Source organism: Bradyrhizobium quebecense (genome assembly GCF_013373795.3).
Taxonomy (GTDB): domain Bacteria; phylum Pseudomonadota; class Alphaproteobacteria; order Rhizobiales; family Xanthobacteraceae; genus Bradyrhizobium; species Bradyrhizobium quebecense.
Genome location: NZ_CP088022.1, coordinates 2,907,908 through 2,928,376, shown reverse-complemented (window position 1 = coordinate 2,928,376; position 20,469 = coordinate 2,907,908). Strand labels below are relative to the sequence as shown.

Annotated in this window: 20 protein-coding genes and 1 pseudogene; 18 read left to right on the top strand and 3 right to left on the bottom strand. The window is 62.9% G+C overall.

All coding sequences use genetic code 11. From position 1 onward, the window contains the following. Positions 1 to 277: 277 nt before the first annotated feature. From HU230_RS14040 to HU230_RS13980, 13 genes and pseudogenes are all read left to right on the top strand, one after another. Positions 278 to 694 carry a hypothetical protein gene (locus HU230_RS14040; protein WP_176531152.1) on the top strand — a complete coding sequence of 139 codons (417 nt, stop codon included), beginning with the start codon at positions 278 to 280 and terminating at the stop codon, positions 692 to 694. A gap of 1 nt (position 695) precedes the next feature. Then, the gene (locus HU230_RS14035) at positions 696 to 4,583 is read left to right on the top strand and encodes a host specificity factor TipJ family phage tail protein (protein WP_176531153.1); all 3,888 of its coding nucleotides are present in this window, start codon (positions 696 to 698) and stop codon (positions 4,581 to 4,583) included. After that, positions 4,580 to 5,062 (top strand): phage tail assembly chaperone, encoded by a 483-nt coding sequence (locus HU230_RS14030; protein ID WP_176531154.1) that lies wholly within the window; start codon positions 4,580 to 4,582, stop codon positions 5,060 to 5,062. Before HU230_RS14035 ends, HU230_RS14030 begins: the two co-directional genes overlap by 4 nt. An 18-nt stretch (positions 5,063 to 5,080) precedes the next feature. After that, positions 5,081 to 6,937, top strand: coding sequence for a hypothetical protein (locus HU230_RS14025; RefSeq protein WP_176531155.1), 1,857 nt, complete (start codon positions 5,081 to 5,083; stop codon positions 6,935 to 6,937). 83 nt (positions 6,938 to 7,020) lie between these two features. Then, positions 7,021 to 7,311 carry a hypothetical protein gene (locus tag HU230_RS14020; RefSeq protein ID WP_176531156.1) on the top strand — a complete coding sequence of 97 codons (291 nt, stop codon included), beginning with the start codon at positions 7,021 to 7,023 and terminating at the stop codon, positions 7,309 to 7,311. A 152-nt stretch (positions 7,312 to 7,463) separates the two neighbouring features. After that, a pseudogene (gene tnpA / locus HU230_RS14015) lies at positions 7,464 to 7,913 on the top strand (IS66-like element accessory protein TnpA); the annotation flags it as partial. Beyond that, entirely contained in the window at positions 7,887 to 8,252 is a 366-nt protein-coding gene (gene tnpB / locus HU230_RS14010; protein ID WP_224944155.1) for an IS66 family insertion sequence element accessory protein TnpB, read from the top strand. The pseudogene tnpA and the gene tnpB, both read left to right, overlap by 27 nt. A 52-nt stretch (positions 8,253 to 8,304) precedes the next feature. Further along, positions 8,305 to 9,876, top strand: coding sequence for an IS66 family transposase (tnpC, locus tag HU230_RS14005; protein ID WP_166213725.1), 1,572 nt, complete (start codon positions 8,305 to 8,307; stop codon positions 9,874 to 9,876). Positions 9,877 to 10,041: 165 nt separating this feature from the next. Beyond that, positions 10,042 to 10,275, top strand: a complete 234-nt coding sequence (locus HU230_RS14000) for a hypothetical protein (protein WP_176531158.1) — start codon at positions 10,042 to 10,044, stop codon at positions 10,273 to 10,275. Positions 10,276 to 10,436: 161 nt separating this feature from the next. Next, positions 10,437 to 11,687: a lysozyme family protein gene (locus tag HU230_RS13995; protein WP_176531159.1), complete on the top strand. Its 1,251-nt coding sequence runs from the start codon at positions 10,437 to 10,439 to the stop codon at positions 11,685 to 11,687. Beyond that, positions 11,684 to 12,085 (top strand): hypothetical protein, encoded by a 402-nt coding sequence (locus tag HU230_RS13990; RefSeq protein ID WP_176531160.1) that lies wholly within the window; start codon positions 11,684 to 11,686, stop codon positions 12,083 to 12,085. Before HU230_RS13995 ends, HU230_RS13990 begins: the two co-directional genes overlap by 4 nt. Beyond that, complete coding sequence (locus HU230_RS13985; RefSeq protein WP_176531161.1) at positions 12,072 to 12,398, top strand: hypothetical protein; 327 nt, start codon at positions 12,072 to 12,074, stop codon at positions 12,396 to 12,398. Before HU230_RS13990 ends, HU230_RS13985 begins: the two co-directional genes overlap by 14 nt. Continuing rightward, positions 12,395 to 12,772 carry a DUF1515 family protein gene (locus tag HU230_RS13980; protein WP_176531162.1) on the top strand — a complete coding sequence of 126 codons (378 nt, stop codon included), beginning with the start codon at positions 12,395 to 12,397 and terminating at the stop codon, positions 12,770 to 12,772. The genes HU230_RS13985 and HU230_RS13980 overlap by 4 nt, the downstream gene beginning before the upstream one ends. Before the next feature lie 80 nt (positions 12,773 to 12,852). Here HU230_RS13980 and HU230_RS13975 read toward each other — a convergent pair whose 3' ends face one another. Continuing rightward, on the bottom strand, positions 12,853 to 14,661 hold the full coding sequence (locus tag HU230_RS13975) for an acyltransferase family protein (protein ID WP_176531163.1): 1,809 nt from the start codon (positions 14,659 to 14,661) through the stop codon (positions 12,853 to 12,855). A gap of 131 nt (positions 14,662 to 14,792) precedes the next feature. Between HU230_RS13975 and HU230_RS13970 the strand changes: the two genes are divergently transcribed. From HU230_RS13970 to HU230_RS13960, 3 genes are all read left to right on the top strand, one after another. Beyond that, positions 14,793 to 15,008, top strand: a complete 216-nt coding sequence (locus tag HU230_RS13970; RefSeq protein ID WP_176531164.1) for a hypothetical protein — start codon at positions 14,793 to 14,795, stop codon at positions 15,006 to 15,008. Beyond that, entirely contained in the window at positions 15,008 to 15,373 is a 366-nt protein-coding gene (locus tag HU230_RS13965) for a glycoside hydrolase family protein (protein ID WP_176531165.1), read from the top strand. The genes HU230_RS13970 and HU230_RS13965 overlap by 1 nt, the downstream gene beginning before the upstream one ends. A 146-nt stretch (positions 15,374 to 15,519) precedes the next feature. Beyond that, positions 15,520 to 17,478, top strand: coding sequence for an acyltransferase family protein (locus tag HU230_RS13960; RefSeq protein WP_176531166.1), 1,959 nt, complete (start codon positions 15,520 to 15,522; stop codon positions 17,476 to 17,478). Between the two features lie 105 nt (positions 17,479 to 17,583). On the opposite strand, the gene HU230_RS13955 is transcribed toward HU230_RS13960, so the two are convergent. Beyond that, entirely contained in the window at positions 17,584 to 18,954 is a 1,371-nt protein-coding gene (locus HU230_RS13955) for a site-specific integrase (RefSeq protein ID WP_224943268.1), read from the bottom strand. A gap of 272 nt (positions 18,955 to 19,226) precedes the next feature. Between HU230_RS13955 and HU230_RS13950 the strand changes: the two genes are divergently transcribed. Continuing rightward, on the top strand, positions 19,227 to 19,484 hold the full coding sequence (locus HU230_RS13950; RefSeq protein ID WP_176531167.1) for a PilZ domain-containing protein: 258 nt from the start codon (positions 19,227 to 19,229) through the stop codon (positions 19,482 to 19,484). 31 nt (positions 19,485 to 19,515) lie between these two features. Next, positions 19,516 to 19,761, top strand: coding sequence for a hypothetical protein (locus HU230_RS13945; RefSeq protein WP_176531168.1), 246 nt, complete (start codon positions 19,516 to 19,518; stop codon positions 19,759 to 19,761). A gap of 12 nt (positions 19,762 to 19,773) precedes the next feature. Here the strand turns inward: HU230_RS13945 and HU230_RS13940 are convergent, their stop codons facing one another. Next, on the bottom strand, positions 19,774 to 20,415 hold the full coding sequence (locus HU230_RS13940) for a glutathione S-transferase family protein (protein ID WP_176531169.1): 642 nt from the start codon (positions 20,413 to 20,415) through the stop codon (positions 19,774 to 19,776). Between the last annotated feature and the right edge of the window lie 54 nt (positions 20,416 to 20,469).

The window sequence follows — 20,469 nt, the reverse complement described above, 5'->3', positions numbered from 1 at the left end:
GCCGATCATCCTTTTTCACTGTCGCACTTGATGAGCCTGTGCGCCTTTCCAAACGCATGGAGCCTAAGACGGTCACGATCAACAGCTCAACTGAACGTAGGTTATCGTCCGGCATCTAGAGGGGTGAACGGAACGATACGAAGGTTTAGGGCGCCCCCCTTTCCTCAATGGTCCAAAAAGGCGCCCTTGGCGGTCAAGCTGACCGACGTCCGCTCTTTCTCAATGAGCTGACCTACCGTCGGGTTATCCGCCCAGCCGTTTGGAAGGCAACAGGCTCTTGTCCATTGATCGTTCGTCATTCCTGTCGCCGCTGATCGGCGAGCCATGGGCCTGGCAGTCCCGCAACTGCTGGGATTTCGCCTGCCATGTGCAACGCGAGCTGTTCAGCCGCGAGCTGCCGCGCGTTGCAGTGCCGGTTGGCTTTTCCGAGCGCTGGGTGCTCGAGGAGATCGCCGGGCATCCGGAGCGCGCGCTGTGGCGCGAGGCGCCGCAAGGGCCCGGCGGCCTGGTGACGGCCGCGGACGGCGCCCTGGTGCTGATGGCGCGGCTGCGCTTTCCCGCGCATATCGGCGTCTGGATGCAGCCCGAGGCACGCGTCATTCACTGCGACGGCAAGACCGGCGTTGCCTTTGAGACCGTCCTGGCGCTGCGCCAGATGGGCTGGAAAAAGCTTTCCTTCTTCGAGCCAAGGTAACATGCACAGATCTGTCAAACGATTGCGGGCGCCGGAAGTCGGCGCACCGCGGCCGCGCGCTCGCCTTGCGCGGCGCAGTACCGCCGCGCGCCAGCCGGTGCTGCATCTGGTGATGCCTGGCCTCGAGGTCGGCCGCGCCGAGCCGCGCCCGCGGGAGACCGTCACGGCTTTCCTGCGGCGTACCGGCTGGGCAAAGCACGATCGGGAATTCGGCTGGCAGTTCAAGAAGGGCCTTCCGACCGTCCTCGAGATCAATGGCGAGGCCGTGCTGCGCAAGGATTGGCGGTCGCGTCGTATCGGATCGGCCGACGCGGTTCGCTTCATGTCCTATCCGCTCGGCGGAAATGGCGGCGGCAACGCCGTCAAGCAGGTCATCGGCCTGGTCGCGCTGGTCGCGGTCTCGGCGTTCGCCATCTGGGCCGGACCCGCGCTGTTCGGAGCTGGAACGTTTGGCGCCTATGCCACGACGGCGGCGATCGGCGTCGGCGGCTCGCTGCTCGTCAACGCCCTGGTGGCGCCAAAAGCCGGCGCGACCAATACGCCATCGGCGACGCAGGACCAGATCTATTCGGTTGCAGCGCAGGGCAACGTCGCCAAGCTCGGCCAGCCGCTGCCGGTCTGGTACGGCCGCGTGAAGGACTATCCGGATTTCGCCGCGACGCCTTGGGGCGAATTCGTCGGCAATGACCAGTACCTCAACGTGCTGCTGTCGCCGACCATGGGCAGCATGGAATATGAGGCGATTTATGTCGACGACACGGTCCTGTGGGACTCGACCAACGGGATCTCGGCGACCTTTCCAGGCGCGCAGATCGCCTTCTATGAGCCGGGCGCTACGGTCACCCTGTTCCCGACTAATGTCGACCAGTCCTCCGAGGTGTCCGGCCAGCAGCTGCCCGATGGCAGCGGCACGGCCGGCGGCTTCTTCGTGGCGCCGAGCGCCACGACCTCCGGCGCCTGGCTCGGCCCGTTCGCGGCCAATCCGCCTGGCACGCTGGCGCAGTCGCTCGCGGTCGACTTCGTCCTGCCAGGCGGCTGCGCCACCTTCAACCAGGGCGCCAACGGCGCAAAGATCGGCTACGCCCGCATTCCGCTGACCGCGGAATATTGCCCGATCAACGACGCCGGCGCGCAGATCGGCGCGTTTCAGCCGCTGTTCTCCGGCGTATTCCTGTACGGCAGCACCAGCCCGATCCGCGACAGTCGCAAGGTCGACGTCCCGCCGGGCCGCTATGCCGTGCGCTTTCGCCGCGATGACGCGGCCTTCAGCACGGAGCTCGGCACCAACCAGGCTATATGGGCCGGTCTGCGCTCGTTCCTGCAGGGCAACAATTCGTTTCCCGACGTCTCGACCGTCGCGATCCGCCTCCTGGCCTCGCAGTCAACGCAGGGCGCTTACAAGTTCGGCGTGCTCGGCACCCGCAAGTTGCTGGTGTGGAACGGCTCGAATTTCGTGCTGCAGGCGACGCGCAACCCGGCATGGGCGTTTCTCGACGCCGCGACTAGCGCGCAATATGGCTCCGGCCTGCCGATCTCAAAGGTCGACTTCAACGCGGTCATGAACCACGCGATCGGCTGCGCCAATCGCGGCGACATGTTCGATTATCGCTTTACGACTGCGGTCGCGGTGCCGGATGCGCTCGACAAGATCCTGACGCCGTCAAGGGCGCGGCACTTCTGGCTTGGCGACACGATCTCAATCGTACGCGACGAATGGCGCGACGTCCCGACCATGATGCTCAGCGATCGCGAGATCGTGCGGGATTCAATGCAGGTCTCGTTCCAGATGCTGGGCGAGGAAGATCCCGACGCCGTCATCGTCGAATATCTCGACGAGGAAACCTGGCTGCCGGCGCAGGTGCAGTATCCGCCGAACGCCATTGGGTTCACTGCGACATCCGCCGAGACCAAGCGCGTCGACGGCATCGTGAACCGTGACCAGGCGTTCCGCGAATGTGCCTTCTACTACCTGCAATCGATCTACCGGCGCGAGACAGTGCAGCTCGACGTCGAATACGAGGGTAGGGCGATCACGTATGGTTCCGTGGTGCGGGTGCAATCCGCGCTGCCGATGGCCTATGGCTATGGCGGCGCCGTTGTGGCTGTCGCAGGCCGCACGCTGACGCTCAATCCCGCGCCTGGCTGGGACGGCGGCCCGACCTATATTCGCTTGCGGCAGGCCAACGGCAAATCGTTCGGCCCGATCCTGTGCACCGAAGGCGCAGACGCGTCGCAGGCCGTGCTTGATGCCGGCAGCCTGGCCGCGGCGCAGACCGCACAGGCGACGACGCTCGCGGCCGTCCTGGCCCGCGAGGATGGCGGCGAAGATCCGTCCTTCGAGATCGGCAGCGGTGATAACCAGTCGCGGCTTTGCGTCGTGCTCAATGGCGCGCCGAACGGCGATCAGTGCACGCTGGGCCTGGTCGTCGACGACCAGCGCGTCCATGCCACCGATCTCGGCAACCCTCCGGTGCTGCCGAGCCCGCAGTTTCCGAGCAACGACAAGGTGCCGCTGATTGCCGGCCTCAATGCCAGCTTCGGGCAGGGCACGGCCGAGCCGATGCTGTCGGCAAGTTGGTTCCCGGCCGCCGGCGCGCTCTACTACATTGCCGATGTCTCCTATGACGCCGGCGCGTCCTGGGCGCAGGTCTATGAGGGCGCGGCCAACCAGTTCGACCAGGTCGTGCAGAACGCGGCGCTCCGGCTGCGCGTCCAGGCCGTCAACGCGGCCTTGCGCGGTCCCTATTCGACGGTCGACCTCGAGGCACCGACGATCGTCATTTCGGACGGCGCGGTCGCGCTGAAATCGCTGCAGGAGGGCATCAAATACGCCGTTACGACCCTGCAGCAGCAGCACGCGCAGGACATCGCGGATCTCGAGACCGCGATGTCCGACCAGATGCGGCAGGTCGCGGCGCGGATCACCCTTGCCAAGCAGGCGGGCAACCAGCAGGCCTGGGACCAGTTGCAGCAGGTCGAGAACCTGGTCCAGGTGACGGCGGACGGCATCAACGCGTCGGTCGACGACGTCCGGACCGTTGCCTATGACACCCAGACCGCGTTCGCCGACTACAAGGTCACGGTTGCCGCTCAATTCGGCGACCTCAATGCCTCCGTGACGGAGCAGGCGACCGCGATTGCGACGCTGGACGGCATCGTCGGCGCGCGCTGGGGTATCAGCATCAATGTCAACGGCGTTGTGACCGGCAGTATCCGCCTCGACGGCGGTGCTAATTGGTCGGCCTTCGTGGTCCAGTCCGACAAATTCCAGGTCCAGCTCAACGGCTATAACGGCGGTGCGGCGATTCCGGTGTTCACGGTCGGCACGCTCAACGGCCAGCCGGCGGTCGGCATCGCCGCAAATGTCTATCTCGACGGCAGCATCTTCACCCGCATGATCGGCGCCGGCCAGGTGACGGCCATCAACATTCAGACCGGCGCGATCACGTCCGACAGCGGCGTGATCGGTGCGCTCAGCGTCAAGAGCCTCAGCATCGGCGACAACGCGATCATTACGCCGATCGTGCAGGGCGTCAGTGCGATCGGCGTCGGCGGTTCAACGACGGTCATCGTGGGGACCACGCTGTCGCTCGACACCACCGGGTTGGCCGGCAAGACGATGACGCTCTACTTGAATTGCCCGCTTGTGGTCTATGAGTCGGGCAGTATCGCATCCTCATGCACGTTCACCGCTTCGCTCAACGGCGTTGTGGTCTCGCAGTATGCCTTCTCCGGCCAGAACGTCTCTTTCACGCCGACGCTTTCGGGGTCAGTCCAGGTCACGGCAACGGGCGGCGTGATGGCGATTCCTGTCAGCGTGACGATGAGCAATCCGGGCTTCTGGGGCGTCGCGTCCGGTTCGATGTTTGTGATGGCGGCAAAGCGATGACGATCATTCACTTTTGCATTGCGACCGGCTACATCCGGTCGTGGGGAAATGCCGAGCCGATCGACGGCAAGAGCAATTTTCCCGATCATGAGATCCTGCGGACCGCAGACGATCGCGACATCGATCCGCTCGAGCATATGGTCGACGTCGCGCTGGTCGGTCCGTTTCAGAAGCCGGAGGACGTGATCGTCGCGCGACCCGCGGCCGAAAAGCGCGCGCTTCTGATCGAGCGGCTTGCGCTCGCGATCGTGCTCGCGGTTTCCGCGGAGCTGGCGTCGACGGATCAATACATGGTGCCGGATCGGCCGGTCGCGAACCGCGATGCATGGGCCGCGTTCCGCCAGGCGCTCCGCGACCTTTCCAATCTGCCTGACGCGCCGGCGATGGCGCGCAATTGGCCGGCCCGGCCCGATGCTGGCGCCGCGCCGTCGCAGATCCTCGACCTGTTGGCGCAGATCGATGCGCTCGCACCAAGCTGATCTCGGAGAAACCGACCCATGCCGAACCTGATCTATGCAACCGGCACCGTAGCCATCGGCGCCGGCGCGGTTTCCGTTGCCGGCGCCGGCGGCCCGCTCTGGGCGTCGAACGTACAGCAATTCGATAAGCTGCTCGTCGACGGTTTCGCCGGCGTCGACATCCTTGGCGTGACCGATGACACGCATCTCGTCATCGCCAAATGGCCGTTTGCAGCGGTGCCGGCCGGGACAAAGTACCAGATCCTGCAGACCAGTCCGCTGCGCTTCAATGGCGCGCAAAACTCGGCCGAGGTCATCCGCCTGACCGGCGCGCTCGAGGCCGATGGGTTCTACATCTTCGTGCGCGCCGACCAGGCCGGTCCCGATCCGTCCAAGGGCGACGAGGGGCAATATGCGCGGCAGCCGGCGACTGGGAAGGAGTGGTACAAGAGCGGCGGCGTGTGGACGTTTGTCGGCGTGTCGAAGCCGCTCGGAGATCCGGCGCCTTACGATAACGCGCGCGTCTATAGCCTGATGGACGTCGCGACCGCGAACGGCTCCAGCTATGTCTGGATCAACGCGACGCCTGGCTCCGGTCACGCGCCGCCTGATCCGACCTATTGGGTGCTGCTCGCCAGCAAGGGCGATACAGGCGCGACGGGGCCGCTGCCGTGGCTGCAAACTGTGGCATGGGCGACCGGCCAAAATTACGTTGTCGGTCCGCCGGCGTCGATCGTCGTGCACCCGATCAACAAAAATATCTATCAGTGCGTCGTGCCGCATCTGTCGGGTACCTTCGCAACCGACCTGGCGGCCGGCAAATGGCTGCTTATCGGTCAGAGTGCAACGGAGGCGACGAGCGCGACCGCGCTGGCGATCGGCACGGGAACGAAAGTGTTCTCGGCGGTCACGGGGTTTTCGTATCAGAACGGCGTCCGTCTGCGCGCATCGTCGAATGCCTCGCCGTCGAACTGGATGGAGGGCGTTTGTCTCTACGATCCCCTTGCGCAGATCATCACGATGACGGCCGACAAAGCGAACGGCGCCGGCACGTTCGGCGACTGGAATTTCAACCGCGTCGGTCAGCCCGGCGCGGGCGATCTGACGTCGAGCCTCAATCTTGCCGAGTTGACGAACAAGCCAGCTGCGGTGGTCAATCTCGGGATTCCGCCATTGCTGCGCGGGCTGCCCCTGGCAGGATTGAAGATCACGTCGACGGGCATTGCCAGTTTCAGCGTTTCGGCTGGCGTGGCGTGTGACCGCAATCAACTCGATATGATCACGCTCGGCGCTCCGATCTCAAAAGCGGGAGGGGCTTGGAACGTCGGCAACGGCAACGGCGGTCTCGATACCGGCGCGATGGCTACCGGGCTCTATCATGTATTCGTAATCAGAAACCCGACCGGTTCAGGTTCGATCGATGTTCTTTATTCGTTGAGCGCGACCGCGCCGACACTGCCGGGCGGTTATACGCAATTCCGTCGCATCGGCGCCGTCTACTGGAACGGCAGCGTATTTCTGCAAATCCTGCAGCGGGGGCGCGAGTTCTGGTGGCCGGGAATTGCTTTGGACATGGATACCGCGCTCGGAACGACGCTGCAAACCTTCGCGCTTGGCAGCGTTCCGCCCGGTGTGCAGGTGCAAGCGATTCTGACGGTGATCGGCTGGGCTACGGCCATAAACACTCAATGGTGGGTCCACGACGTTGCGGCCGTCGACGCCGCTCCGAATTACGCCAACGGCGCGACGGGGGGCGAAGTCACCTCAGCCTCCATGGGTGGCTTCGCTGAAATTCGCGTTTGGACTGATACGTCACGACGGATTGCGGCGCGAGCATCAGCGGCGGGGGTCACGCTCCGTATCATCACGCGCGGTTGGTATGATCCGTTCGAATAGGAGAGGGCAGCATGGGATTTGTAGAGCGAAACAGCGATGGCGCCATTGTTGGATGGTTTGCTTGTCAGCAGCCGGCGCCGATCGTGACCGAGCAGGTCGCGGATGATGACCCGGCCGTCATGGCGTTTTTGAATCCGCCGGCGCCGGTGCCGGCCTCCTGCACCAAGCTCGGCCTGAAACGGGCCTTTGACGAGCTCGGCACATGGGCCGCGGTCAAGGCCGCGATCGCGGCGGACGCGAATGTCCAGGAGGAGTGGGATCTCGCGACCGAGCTCCGGCGAGCTGATCCCCTGGTGCAAAACATGATCGCGGTCCTCGGCCTCTCCGAGGCGCAGGTCGACCAGCTCCTCATTCGCGCAAACGCCCTGGTCTGACCGGTTCGCTATGGCCCAGAGCGGGCCAAACTGATCGCCCCAAACTAGTTTGGAGTACCTCAGGTTGGTGGTAAGCGCGAATTTCTCCGCACCTTTTGCTTTTGAGAGTCCTGATGCATGAGGTGTCCACCAAAATAGGTGGACACCTTGTGATGAGCGACGATGATCAGAAACTGCGGGTCAGGCTTGTCGGCCGGAACGGTCGCCGGCGCTACGAGGCGGCATCGAAAGAGCGTCTTGTCGCGGCCTGCCTTGAGCCTGGGGTTTCGGTATCGAGGCTTGCACTCGAACATGGGGTCAACGCGAACCTCCTTCGGAAGTGGATCAAGAAGCACAGCGCGACCAGGTCGCTGCCGCCGTCCTCACGCCCGGCGTTCATCCCGGTTCAGCTTGAGGGGAAGTCCGAGCGGGACCTGTCGCGAAAAGACAGCGTGGCGACGGTTGATTTGCCGGCTTACGATGAAGTGCGTGGTTCGGAACCCAAAGGGACTCCAGCTTTTTGTTCTCCGGCCAAAGTGAGCGTGTCGCTGCCGAATGGCGTGAAGCTCGCGCTGGAATGCGGCGATGTGGATGCATTGACGGCGATCATCGGAGCGCTGGGCGATGACCTGCAGGTCTATCTGCACCGTGAGCCGATCGACTTCCGGGCTGGCATCAACAGCCTTGCGGTCCTGGTCCAGGAGACGATGGCGCTCGATCCATTCACTCCGGCGGTTTTTGCGTTCTGCAATCGCCGTTGCGACCGGATGAAGCTTCTGTTCTTCGATCGGTCCGGCTTTGTACTGGTCCTGAAGCGGCTGACCGAAGACAGGTTCCGATGGCCGCGCCGCCAGGAGGCGATCGTCACGCTGACGACGGAGCAATTGCACTGGATCCTTGACGGCATCGATATCGATGCGATGGTCCGCCATCCGGTGCGGCAATATCAGGTTGCCGGCTGAGCTCTCGAGTTGAGCGGTTGACGCGTCGGTACGGTTCAGATTCAAGAATTCGATGAATCGAACCGGCGATCCGAGTGTTGAAGTGCTGTTGGCACGCATTGCTGCGCTGCAGGCGGAGAACCATCAACTCGCCGACCGCGTCGCCAAGCTCGAGGAAGAACTGGCGCTGGCACGCCTGCATCGTTTTGCGCCGCGCAGCGAAAAGCATGTTGATCGTCTCTTCAATGAAGCCGAGCAGGCCTCCGATGAGGAGGACGCCGGCAGTGAAACGAACAATATCGCCGAACTTCCGGACACGGGCTTGCCACCCGTCGAAAACACAATGGGAAAGAAGCGCGGCCGCAAGCCGCTGCCGGGGAACCTACCTCGTGAGCGCGTCGAGTATGACCTGTCCGACGATCAGAAGGCGTGTCCTTGCTGCCGTGGCCAGATGCATCGCATGGGCGAGGCTGTCACCGAGCAACTTCATATCGAGGTGAAGGCGAAGGTTTTACAGAATGTGCGCTTCAAATATGCGTGCCGCCATTGCGATCGCACCGGGATCCACGCCCCTGTCGTGACCGCGCCGATGCCGCCGCAACCATTGCCGGGCAGCGTTGCCACGCCCTCGACGCTGGCGTTCGCGCTGGTTCACAAATATGTCGATGGCACGCCGCTCTACCGCCTGGCGCAGGCCTTCGAACGTGCAGGTGTTCCTGTCAGCCGCGGCGCTTTGGGCCACTGGGTGATTGGCTCGAGCGAGAAGCATCTGCATCGCATCTACGACGCCCTGAAGCTGCGGCTCAGATCACAACCTCTCATCCATGGCGACGAGACAACGGTTCAGGTCCTCAAGGAGAAGGACAAACGGGCCACCAGCACATCGTACATGTGGGCTTATCGCAGCGGCAAGGGCAGCCACGAGCCGATCGTTCTTCTGGATTATCAGCCGGGCCGCGGCCAAATCCACCCGCAAGCCTTCCTCGGCGATTACCGTGGCATTGTAATGAGTGACGGCTATACCGCATGGCGCACGCTGGAAGGGGCCACCCACATTGGATGCATGGCCCACTCCCGGCGGCGCTTTGTCGATGCCCTCAAAGCCAGGAAGAAGGGCGGCGGTCCGCCCGAGCAAGCGCTGCGGTTCTTTGAACAGCTCTACCGGGTTGAAAGGCGGGCGTGGGACGGAATACCGGAGAAGGGTGAAACACAGGCCTACTGCATTCGCCGCTTCCGCCAGCAACATAGTGTCCCCATCCTCAATGCTCTCAAAGTATGGCTCGATGACATGGCCCCGAAGGTCTTGCCTGACAGCAAGCTCGGCGACGCCGTATCCTACACCCGAAACCAATGGGAATATCTGACGCGCTACACCGGGGACGGCAGCATGCCGATTGACAACAATCTTCTGGAGCGCGACATCAGGGTTTTTGCAACTGGCAGGAAGAGTTGGTTGTTCAGCGATACCGTGGACGGAGCCAAGGCCAGTGCCGTCGTCTATAGCCTGATGCTGACCTGCCGCGCCTCACGTGTCGAGCCGTTAGCGTGGTTGCGCCACGTCCTCACCGAATTGCCTCAGCGCGCCGGCGACGCCGATATTACAGACCTGCTGCCCTTCAACTTCCACAAAGCCGCCACTGCCTGAACGGCTCGGTATCGCCCGATACCAGGGCAATCCATCAAAACCGCCGGCGTGCGAAGAAAATCGCGCTTACGGTTGGTGGGCCTTTCTCAAAAGGTGCCCGCTTGCCAAGCCCAGGTTCCGGGCGTCCTAGTAAGTTCCATAGGTTCCTCCTATCGGAGATGGGCGATGCCCGCGTATCAAGCATACGTCTTGGGCAAAGACGGACACATCAAACAGCGCCTCGATTTAAGTTGTCCCGACGACGATATGGCCAAGGAACGGGCCAGATCGCTAGTAGACGGCCGCACCATCGAGCTGTGGAAGTCCGACCGCAAGCTAGCGACATTCGAGCCCAATGATCCGATGAAAGCCGGAACCCTCATTGGCTGGCTTAAGAGCTGCCTTCGGCCGCCGAATTAAGGCCACCTCAGAGGGTATTCGGCCCGCCATACCTGCCACTCAAGATCAAGCGGTCCGTAGCGTCGATTGCTCCAACGAGCAGGTCGGCCAACTGCTGATACGGGCGAACGCCCTGGCGTGACCGGGCCGCGTTTCTTCATTCCACAAAAGGATTATCCACGATGACCAACGCAGCGGTTTCTGCGAGCGCTATCGATTTGCATGGAATCTCCCGTGCGACCTTTGACCTGATAGTCAGCGCCGAGGTCACCAGCCCGCCCTGGTATTCAAAGCATCTGCGCGGCGCGACCTGGCCCGGCGAACAGTCCGGCGTGACGATCGGCTGCGGCTATGACGTCGGCCAGACGACGCGGCAGCAGTTCATGGCCGATTGGTCCGGCAAGATCCCGGATGCAATGTTGAAGGCGCTGGCGAAGTGCTGCGGCGTCACGGGGCTGGCGGCGGAAATGCTGGCGCGCAGGCTGCGCGGCATCGTCGACATCCCTTGGGACGTCGCGCTCGAGGTTTTCTCGAGCCACGACATTCCGCGCTATCTGGCGATCTGCCGGCGGCTGCTGCCAGGCTTCGACGAGCTCTCGCCGGATTGTAAAGGCGTCATCCTCTCGATCGCCTTCAACCGCGACGCCGGCGGCTTCAACAAGCCGGGACCGCGCTGGTCGGAGATGCGCCAGATCAAGGGCGCGATCGGCAGCGGCGAGCTCGCCAAGATCCCTGGCCTGATCCGCTCGATGAAACGGCTCTGGCCCGACAGCAAGGGCTTGCGCATTCGCCGCGACGACGAGGCGGCGCTGTTCGAGCACGGCCTCGCAACGTCGCATCCGCATGAGCATGCCAAGCTGGCGACGACGCCGGCGCCGGTCGATCCGGAGGCCGTCGCGTATGTGCAGGGGCGGCTGCGCGAGCTCGGCTATTACGACGTCGGCCAGGTCGACGGCGAGCCATCGCCGCAGGGGCGGACCGAGGGAATGATCCTGGCCTACCGCAACGCGCGCGGCCTGCCGCTGACGCCTGCGATCGACGACCAGCTGATCGCCGAGCTCGGCAAGCCGCAGGCGCCTCGGCCGGTCGCCGAGACGCGAGCGACGGCGACCGTCGAGGATCTCCGCGACGAGGGCTCGCAGACCATCGCGCTGACCGATCGCGCCAAGGGATGGGCCGGCAAGATCTTCGGCAGCTCGAGCGGCCTCGGTGGCGCCGGCGTGCTCGCCTGGCTCACGGACCGCGCGACGCAGGTCTCGGCCGCAAAGGACGCGGTCGGCGCTCTCGGCCTCACGCCTGGCGCGATCCAGGCGATCGCGATCGGGGTCGCGGCCCTGGTGGTCGTCGCCGGCGTCGGCGTCCTGGTGTGGTTCGTGGCCGACCAGCTCGAGCGGCGCCGCCTGGCTGACTATCGCGCGGGAAAACACGCATGAGCTGGATCATCGCAATCGTCATGCGCCTGGCGGGCCTCGCCGGCGTCAGCCTGTCGCCCTTTGCCGCCGGCGCGCTATTCGCCGGCGGCCTGGCCGTCGTCGCGGGCGGCGCTGCGATCGCCGGCGGCGCGCATCTCTACAACGCCGGCTTTAGCTCGGCGGATGCCAAATGCGAGGCGGCGCAGGTCGCCGCGCAGAATGCGCAATTGCAGGCGCGCCTCGCCGAGAAGGATCGCCAGCTCGTTTTCGCCAACGCTTTGCAGCAGCGCGACGCCAAGCGCGCTGCGGCGGCCGAGGCGCAGATCCAGTCTAACCAGGGGGCAATCGATGCAACGCCGGCTAATACTAACAAGTGTTTTACTCGCGACATGTCTCGCCGGGTGCGTGGGGTCCGGTAGCGTCGACAAGCTGCAGCCTCCGCCTCCGGACGCGCCGAACATTCCGGCGCTGCCGGCGGACGTTGCGGCCTGCGAGCGCGCGCCGGTCGATACGCCTGACCGCGAGCTCGACGCCGGCGAGATCGAGCGGCTCTGGAAAACCGACCGCGCGGCGCTGGCAAAGGTCAATGCCTGCCTGCGTCGCGCCGTCTGCCAATACCAGGACGTTCGCGAGGGCATCGGCCGCGTCGAGGGCGTGGCCTGCGAGAGCTCGCCGCCGGCGGATGTGCCGGCGCACGGTTTCAGCCTGTTCAAGCGAAAGAAGGTGCAATGAGCGGCGACGAAACAGCCAGCGTAAATGCTGCCTTGCTTCAAATGGCCGCCAAGATCGGCGGGCTCGAGTCGACCGTCTCGACGCTGCTGCAGACCTGGCAGCGGATGGAAGAGAAAGCCTCGGAGGGCCGCAAGGATCTGCATCAAAAGGTCGAGGCGCTAAGGGCCGACGTCACGACGATGGGCGCGCAGATCTCGACGGCGACCAAAGACATCGCCGAGATGAAGCCGACCGTCCAGGCCGTCCAGACTGTGCAAGTGCAGGCGACCGGCGTGCGCAATGCCAGCCGCTGGCTATACTGGGTCGCTGTCGGTCTGAGCGGCGGCGTTGGCTGGGTTATTACCAATTTTGTCGACATTCACTTCAAGCACTGATGTTTCAGCCCCAACCCATGATTGACAATATTTGGCAATGCTACGGCATCATTGAGTAATTCCGTACCGGCCGCCGAGTGTCATTCGATGCCAAGTTGCGGAGCGATTTGTTGGACTAGGAACTCAGAGCCAGCCTTTGTAAGATGGATGATGTCTCTTGCCGTGATAGATCCATTGACAGAGGCCAAACATTCGTCACCACGGCACAAGGCCCTTCTTACGGACACGTATTGGACACCCAACTCGCCGGCTATGACGCTCATGGTCCTGTCGCCTGCGTCGCTATCGACATACTGCGAGGTCCACTCGGGAATGATTTTTCCGTTGCGCCTAAAGTAGTTCACCGCGGCATTGGGGAGGCCACCGCGCCAAGCGGGGGCCGGTCCTAGAATTATGATGCGCGGAACGCCGGCTTCGCGAAGGGCGTCTATGGTTGGCTTAGTGGTTTCAATCCGATCGTCAACGTCCCAGGTGGCGTGAAGCACTACGACGTCAGGCTTTACCTCGGAAATGCGACGCACGATCTCCGCGTTCTTTTCGATGCAGTAATGGTTGGCAGAACGCGCCGGAACTAGCAACGGATGGCATGAGCTTACGGTAAGCTGCGATATTCCGAACTCGTGGTCTTGTTGCAGCTTTCTAAACCCGGGAATTAGCGCTGAGGCCGTCGAGTCTCCCCAAATTGCGATTAACGGCCGCTTTCTCTCAGAACAGTTCCGAAAATTTCCGTCCTCTCCGTCGAGCAGCATGCACTCGTGTACACGCCATGCACCCACGCCATCAGCTGCGCTAAGCATCGCTTGGAGTTCGGCAGGCAAATCTGTTGGCTTCACGAGGGCAGCATATAGGCCGAGTGCTCCGGCCGCCGCCATAGCGGCGCCGATCGGCAACACTCGGGATCGGCGACGTAGAGGCCGCTCAATCGCAAAATAAGTCAGCACCGAAAGAGCGGAAGCCAACACAACGGCGATAAACCCGAGAGTGTCGTTGAGTGGCCGGAAAAGGTAACCTTGCAGAAATACGAGGACGGGCCAGTGCCACAGATACAAGGAATAGCTGATCAGCCCGACGCCGACGAACGGGCGAAGCGAAAGGATGCGATTTACGGTCGATCCTTGGGACGCAATCAAGAGCGACGCACCGGCGACGGGGAGTGCCGCAGCCCAGCCGGGGAACGTCATCTTGTCGGTGAATAGAAAGAACGAGGCTTCAATAGCGACAAGCCCTACAATCGCTGTTGCCTCTTTTGCGGCCCTCGGCTGTTCGGGGACGAACGTTAGCAGTGCCCCCGCCATCAGCTCCCAAGCGCGCGTAAACGGCAGAAAGAACGCCGCTGCAGGGTGATTGGCGACCAGCGCTAGATTGAGGACGAACGACGCCGCAAGGCCGATCGCCGCCGCTACGGGCATTCTGCGTCGTGGCAACGCCAACAAGATCAGAGGCCACGCAAGATAAAACTGTTCCTCAATGCCGAGAGACCAGAGGTGCAGAAGCGGCTTTAGGTGTGCGTCGACGTCAAAATAGTTGACTTCGGACAGCAACATCAGGTTGGCCGCGAATAGCGCGCTCGCAACTGCGTTCTTTCCGAGTGAATGCAGCTCGTTTGGCAGGAGAAGGCGCAGGCCCACGAATACAGTCGCGGCCAAAACGACGATTAGCGCCGGAAAGATCCGCCGTATTCGCCTTTCGTAGAACGCCGCGATGCTGAACGTCTTGTCGTGCAGCTCCGACGTCACAATGCCGGTAATGAGGTATCCGGAGATGACAAAGAAGATGTCGACGCCGACGAACCCGCCGGGCAGCGCACCGGGAAATGCGTGAAACAAGATCACGGCCGAAACCGCAACGGCTCTCAAGCCGTCAATGTCGGGGCGATAGGCCGCTTTCATGGGCTCCCTATAACACGCCCGTAGGATGATCGCGCAAGCCCGCGGAACTTTGGCGACAGATCAAAGCATCCACTAACTGCTCCGCGGTAGCCCTTTCCGAGAACGGAATTCCTCTCGGGAACGGGTGCCATGTGAAGCTCGTCAGCAACATCAACGCATATCGCCGCCGGCATGGTCGGCGCATCGCGATTGAACAGGCCGTGTTCTGGAGCGCCGTCGGCGGTCTCCTGCTGATCTGGCCGCACCTGTCGGACGCTCTCCCAACCGGAACCTTCGTCGCCGGCGGCATCCTGCTGTCCGTCGCCAACGGGGTGGCGATCTATCTCAAGCGGCCGGGGGCTAACTAATGGCGGTTACGCGAAAACATGTCGGGTTGTCTGCGGCCGGCGCCGTCCTGGCTGGCGTTCTTGTCTCTCATTGGGAGGGCATGAACCTTGTAGCGGAGCATCTGCCCTTTGATCCGCCAGGCGTCGTCACGGTCTGCGGCGGCATCACCAATTACGATTGGCCGTGGCTCAAGGTGGGGATGAAATTCACCAAGGAGCAATGTCAAGAAGAGCTTTCGCACGTCGCGGAGCGCTACGCCGACAAGGTGGTGGTGTGCGTTCCGTCGCTGCCGACCATGCCACCGCACCGTCAAGCGGCCGTTGCCTCGTTTGCCGTCAACAATGGTCCGACAAAATTTGCGGGACGTCGATCGGCCGCGATCTGAACGCCGGCCGGGTGCAACAGGCCAGCTTCAAGGTGAGTGCGGCGTCGCCAGTGGCGACGATCTCAGGGCAGGGAACTCTAAAATAGATCGGGGTTCGACCGACTGAGCACTAGCGGAGCGCGCGAACTACCGTTAGCGCTCTAGGAATGTTTCGGAATATTACCACGTATCGCGCGGACATTGATGGGCTGCGCGCTTTTGCTGTCGCTACGGTGGTGTTTTACCACGCCTTTCCGGCCGCCATGCCGGGGGGCTTTGTCGGCGTGGATGTGTTTTTCGTTATTTCTGGATTTCTCATATCGTCAATTTTGATTAGCGATATGAACGAACATCGGTTTTCGTTCTTCGGCTTCTACGGCCGGCGCGCCCGCCGGATATTCCCTGCTCTAGCCGCGTGCCTGGTCGTAACCTTGGCCTATGGGTATGTCGCGCTTACTCCCTCGGAATTGGCACAACTCGGCAAGCATGTCTTTTTCGGCGCCGGCTTCCTCTCCAATATCGCTCTTTGGTCAGAGGCAGGCTATTTCGATACCGCCGCGATCTACAAGCCGCTTTTGCATCTCTGGTCGCTCGGGATCGAAGAGCAGTTCTATATTCTTTGGCCCATGCTGCTGTGGGTCGCCCTCCGCATCAAGGCGAACATCGCGCGGCTATTCGCGGTCCTGTTCGTTGTCTCGTTTGCGGTCAACATCGTGCTGTCCACCATCAACCTCTCGGATGATTTCTATCTGCCGATCTCTCGGTTTTGGGAGCTGATGGCGGGCGGCGGCCTGGCGGTGTTTGGCCGAAGCGCTCAGACCCTGCGCGGTCGGTTCATTGGGTCGTTTGCAGGTGCGGCCGCGCTGTTGTGCTCCGTGGTTCTTTTTACGCCCGGACTGCGCTTTCCCGGATGGTATGCGTTGTTGCCCGTCGCCGGCGCGACCGCGCTGATCTTTGCCGGGCCCAATGCGCCCTTAAATCGAACTGTTCTTTCCAGCCGTGCCTTTGTGGCCGTAGGGCTCATCAGTTACCCGCTCTATCTCTGGCATTGGCCGCTAATCTCCTATGCCTACATTGTCCGCCTGGGAAAACCGCCGACGCCGTTGATGGGGCTCGCAATCGTGGTCGCGAGCGTTGTTCTTGCGTGGCTGACGTACCGGTTTGTTGAATGCCCTGTGCGCTTCGGAGCAGTACGCCGGCGCAACACCGTGCTGCCCGCTACTGTTCTGGCGCTGGTGGGGATCTGCGGCGCGGTCGTCTGGGCCGGGAAGGGCTTCCCGGAACGCTTCGCGCGCTTGCCCGGTGTCGATATCCAGAAGATCGGCGCGGCGCGGCTCGATGCTGATTTTAAGCCAACCGCTGGCATGGCGTTAACGGAACACGACTGGACGTTGATTGCGCGTCTAGGAAGCGGGGAGCGAAAGGTGGCATTCGGCGGCGATAGTCTGCTGTTTCATTTTGGACCGCGTGCGCAACAGCTCTCTGATGACGGGCGGCTGGCGGCAACTGCTTTTTTCGTCACTGGACCGCGCTGCCCGCCGGTGCCCGGTGTGATCCAAGAGGACAAGTTTTCCGGATGTGGCGATCTGACAGGCAAACTGCTTGATCTGGTGCGTAGGGAAAAGGTCGCTTCCGTCGTGCTGGGCGCGGCGTGGTCAGGCTATAGCGCCCAAGGAATGTATATCGAGCGCGATGGAAAGCGGCTCCCACTGACAACGCGCGAGGGACAGGACGCCTTTTACGCGAGTCTTGAGCGGTTCGTGAGTCTGTTGAGGTCCGAGGGAGCTGTCGTTTACTTGGTTCTCGGGTTGCCGTCCGGCGCGCTCTTCGACCCTCGAAACATGGTTGCGCGTAGCATCGGCGGATTCCGGGTTTCGCCGAGCGTTGACGCTGTGGTTCGTGTGTCTGAATTGCGGGTTGTGCTGGCGGACACTGACGCGCGACTAAATGCGATCGGGGCGCGCACCGGGGCCGTGACGCTCGATCCGTTCCCAGATATCTGCGGTACGGGCTCGGAGTGCTCGCCGCTATTCGGCGCCGGGGAGCCCAAATTTTCGGATCAGTCTCATCTGCGGCCGGCGTTCGTGCGCGAGAATTTGCATTTCCTCGACGGTCTTTTGGAATGACCGTTCACCGCAGCATCACCCAGGCCACAACAGACGCCTATGGCGGTAAGCGCGATCGCCAGCGCGATGGCGCTCCACCAGCATGATGCCGAGGATCGCTCCCATTTACGCCATCGCCTTCAGAAGCTGCATCGGCGCCGGGACGTTCATGCCAGGCGCAAGCGCGATCAGCTCAATATACTTCCGCTTCAGGTCGAGGCCGTGACCGTCGCCATATTTCGGCTTCTTGGTATCGTGGCCCATTAGCTCGTCCTTCAGCTCGTCGGGCGTCTCGACGCTGCGCAGTCGGTCCTTGAAGCCGTGCCGCAGCGAGTAAAGCGTGTGGGCCTCCGTCTCGCGCAGGTTGTGGTCGGAGAAATACGCGTTCACCGCGGCCGACAAGGTGTCGCCCTTGTCGCGGTAGTGCGGGAAGCCATCGGGGAACTGCCGCATGGCTTCGAGCGAGATCCCGACCAGGGGGATGTCGCGATCTGAGAAAGCCGTCTTGAGGACGCGATCGTCCGGCCGCACGCGGATGAACGGAATCGGTCCGTCGAGCACGATGTGCTTGCGGCGCAGGTTGATGATCTCGCTCGGCCGGGCGCCGGTGTTGACCATAACCATAATTACCGCGCGTTCCTCGTCGTTCATGGTCTCGAGTGCGCCGGCCGCCAAAAGCCGGTTGACGATCCACCAAGGCGAGAAGGGCGGCCGAGGCCGCGACGCATCGCCCTCGAGCCTGGCGCCAGCGAACACGCGATCCAGGTTGAGCCTGTGACGTTTGGAGACGGCCGAGAGCATGCCTGTGATGTGCGTCAGGTTGCGATTGGCCGTCGCGGCCAGGACCTCACCGTCGACAACGCGCTCGGTCCAGTGGTCGGTAAATTTCAGGACGTCATCGCGCGTCAGCCGAGTAATGGCCTTGTCGCCGATCACCGTGATCAGCAGCTCTATCGCGCGCTTCTTGCCGTTTTTCCATTTTTTGAACTGACCGGCCGACATCTTTGCGATCGTCGTTTTCTTAGCGACCTCGAACTCATCGCAGAGGCCGGACAGCATGATCTCGGGCAGGTCGACGCCTCCGAGAGTCGCCGCGGCCGTGGCAGGGTCATGCCGCCGATCACCCACCGCGAGGGCATCGATCCGGCGGAGGATCTCCGCGAGGGCCTCCCGGGCGACGTCATCGACCGGCTTGTAGGTGAGCTGCAGGGCCTGCGCCCGCTGCCGGGCGTCCTCGAGCGCGACGATTGCGTCCCGCGTTCCCTGGCCTGCGGCCGCCCTCCAGGACGCCTCAAGGTCGATATTGAGCTGGTCAGCGATCCGGCCGGCGCGGATGCCCGACCGGTCGTCAGCGACACGGATCTTGGTCGACTGTTTGACGATCCCGCGAGGGTCGACCGCAGTAAACTCGGGTGGCACCCGCCGCACGAAATGCCAGTACCCTTTTCGCTTGGTGAGACGTTCCGGCATCGGACCCTGTTGGACGTTTTGTTGCACGCCAGCATCCAAGGAGTGGCGGTCGGAAGTCAATAAATTACGAATTATCCCGAGATATCAACACCATCGCCGAGGAGCCCGCGCGCGCTGCTAGGGAGCGCCATCGGCGCCAAACCGGAAATCCAGCAGACGCGAGCGAATTATCGCGCAGGCGTACGCCTTGCCATGCGGCTCGGCGGACTGTGAACAACGGCACAATCACCGCAATCCGCCACGATTTCGCAACCCTTTGTAAAGCCCGCGGCGATAGGCGTGAGGCTGGGGATGATGTGATGGCTTTAGGGTCCAAGAAGCGCGAAACGCGCAAATCGCTGCGTCAATCCGGCTGGATCACGCTCGACGGCGGATTCGCCGCGCGGCCGTGCGTGGTCGAGGACATGTCCTCGTCGGGCGCAAAAATCACCGTGCAGGACAACAACACGCTGCCGGCCAAGCTGCGGCTGGCGTTTTCGCGCGACGCTCGCACCGGGCGCGCCTGCGAAGTGGTCTGGCGCGAGGGCAAGACGTTCGGCGTCAGATTCGTGCGCTAGCCTGATCCGGCCGCGCGCGATAAAAGGCCGGATGCGCAAGACCTGCTTCGCCGTCATCGCCGTCCTGCTTCCCGCCGCTGCGTTCGCGCAAGCCGGCGACCGGCGCAATTTCCAGACGCCGCCCGATGCCGGCAAAACCCTGCCGTCGAAATCCGCGACGCGGAGCAATCCCTGCTCGTCGTACGGGCCGGGCTTCGTCAAGGTCGAGGGCTCCGACACCTGCGTGAGGTTAGGTGGCGCCATCAGTGTCGGTGCGGGGGTGTCCAGCGGCCGCTGAGCGGCTTGCTGCTCACGACATCGGCGGCGCGACGATGCGCACGAAGGCCGGCCGCTGCGCGATCTCGCCGAACCAGCGTTCGAGATGGGGCAGCTCCGGCTTCGTGACACCTTCGACACCGAACCAGCGCCGCGCAAAGGCGCCGAGTGCGATGTCGGCGATCGTGAACTGATCGCCCTCGACGTAGCGGCGGCTTGCAAGCTGCGCCTCGACGACGCGCCACACCACGCCCGCGGCATCGGCGTCCTTCTGGAGCTGGACCATGTCGCGCTTGTCCGGCGCCGTGCGCACCAGTCCCCAGAACAGCGGGCGCTCGACCGGTTGCAGCGTCGACAGCGTCCAGTCGAGCCAGCGGTCAATGGCGGCGCGCGCCTTCGGCGCCTGCGGATAGACCGGCGAACTCTTGCCATAGGCCAGGCAGAGATAGCGCATCACCGAATTGGATTCCCACAGCACATAGTCGCCGTCGACCAGCGTCGGAACGCGGCCATTCGGATTCATCGCGAGATAGTCCGCCTGATCGTTCTTGCCGAACTGCATGCCGGCATCGATGCGATGATAGGGCAGGTCAAGCTCGGTAAGACACCAGAGCACTTTCTGCACATTGACCGAATTTGGCCGGCCCCAGATCGTCAGTTGCGGCTTGCTGTCCATCACGCGTTTCTTTCCGCTGTCGTGCTTTGCGCGCGTTCTTAGCCGAACCGTCAG

Coding starts and splice junctions, on each gene's coding strand:
- HU230_RS13980 (WP_176531162.1), top strand. CDS start 12,395: ATGAGCGGCGACGAAACAGCCAGCGTAAATGCTGCCTTGCTTCAAATG.
- HU230_RS13990 (WP_176531160.1), top strand. CDS start 11,684: ATGAGCTGGATCATCGCAATCGTCATGCGCCTGGCGGGCCTCGCCGGC.
- HU230_RS13960 (WP_176531166.1), top strand. CDS start 15,520: ATGTTTCGGAATATTACCACGTATCGCGCGGACATTGATGGGCTGCGC.
- HU230_RS13965 (WP_176531165.1), top strand. CDS start 15,008: ATGGCGGTTACGCGAAAACATGTCGGGTTGTCTGCGGCCGGCGCCGTC.
- HU230_RS14025 (WP_176531155.1), top strand. CDS start 5,081: ATGCCGAACCTGATCTATGCAACCGGCACCGTAGCCATCGGCGCCGGC.
- HU230_RS13940 (WP_176531169.1), bottom strand. CDS start 20,415: ATGGACAGCAAGCCGCAACTGACGATCTGGGGCCGGCCAAATTCGGTC.
- HU230_RS14030 (WP_176531154.1), top strand. CDS start 4,580: ATGACGATCATTCACTTTTGCATTGCGACCGGCTACATCCGGTCGTGG.
- HU230_RS13995 (WP_176531159.1), top strand. CDS start 10,437: ATGACCAACGCAGCGGTTTCTGCGAGCGCTATCGATTTGCATGGAATC.
- HU230_RS14000 (WP_176531158.1), top strand. CDS start 10,042: ATGCCCGCGTATCAAGCATACGTCTTGGGCAAAGACGGACACATCAAA.
- tnpC (WP_166213725.1), top strand. CDS start 8,305: ATGAATCGAACCGGCGATCCGAGTGTTGAAGTGCTGTTGGCACGCATT.
- HU230_RS14035 (WP_176531153.1), top strand. CDS start 696: ATGCACAGATCTGTCAAACGATTGCGGGCGCCGGAAGTCGGCGCACCG.
- HU230_RS13950 (WP_176531167.1), top strand. CDS start 19,227: ATGGCTTTAGGGTCCAAGAAGCGCGAAACGCGCAAATCGCTGCGTCAA.
- HU230_RS13945 (WP_176531168.1), top strand. CDS start 19,516: ATGCGCAAGACCTGCTTCGCCGTCATCGCCGTCCTGCTTCCCGCCGCT.
- HU230_RS13975 (WP_176531163.1), bottom strand. CDS start 14,661: ATGAAAGCGGCCTATCGCCCCGACATTGACGGCTTGAGAGCCGTTGCG.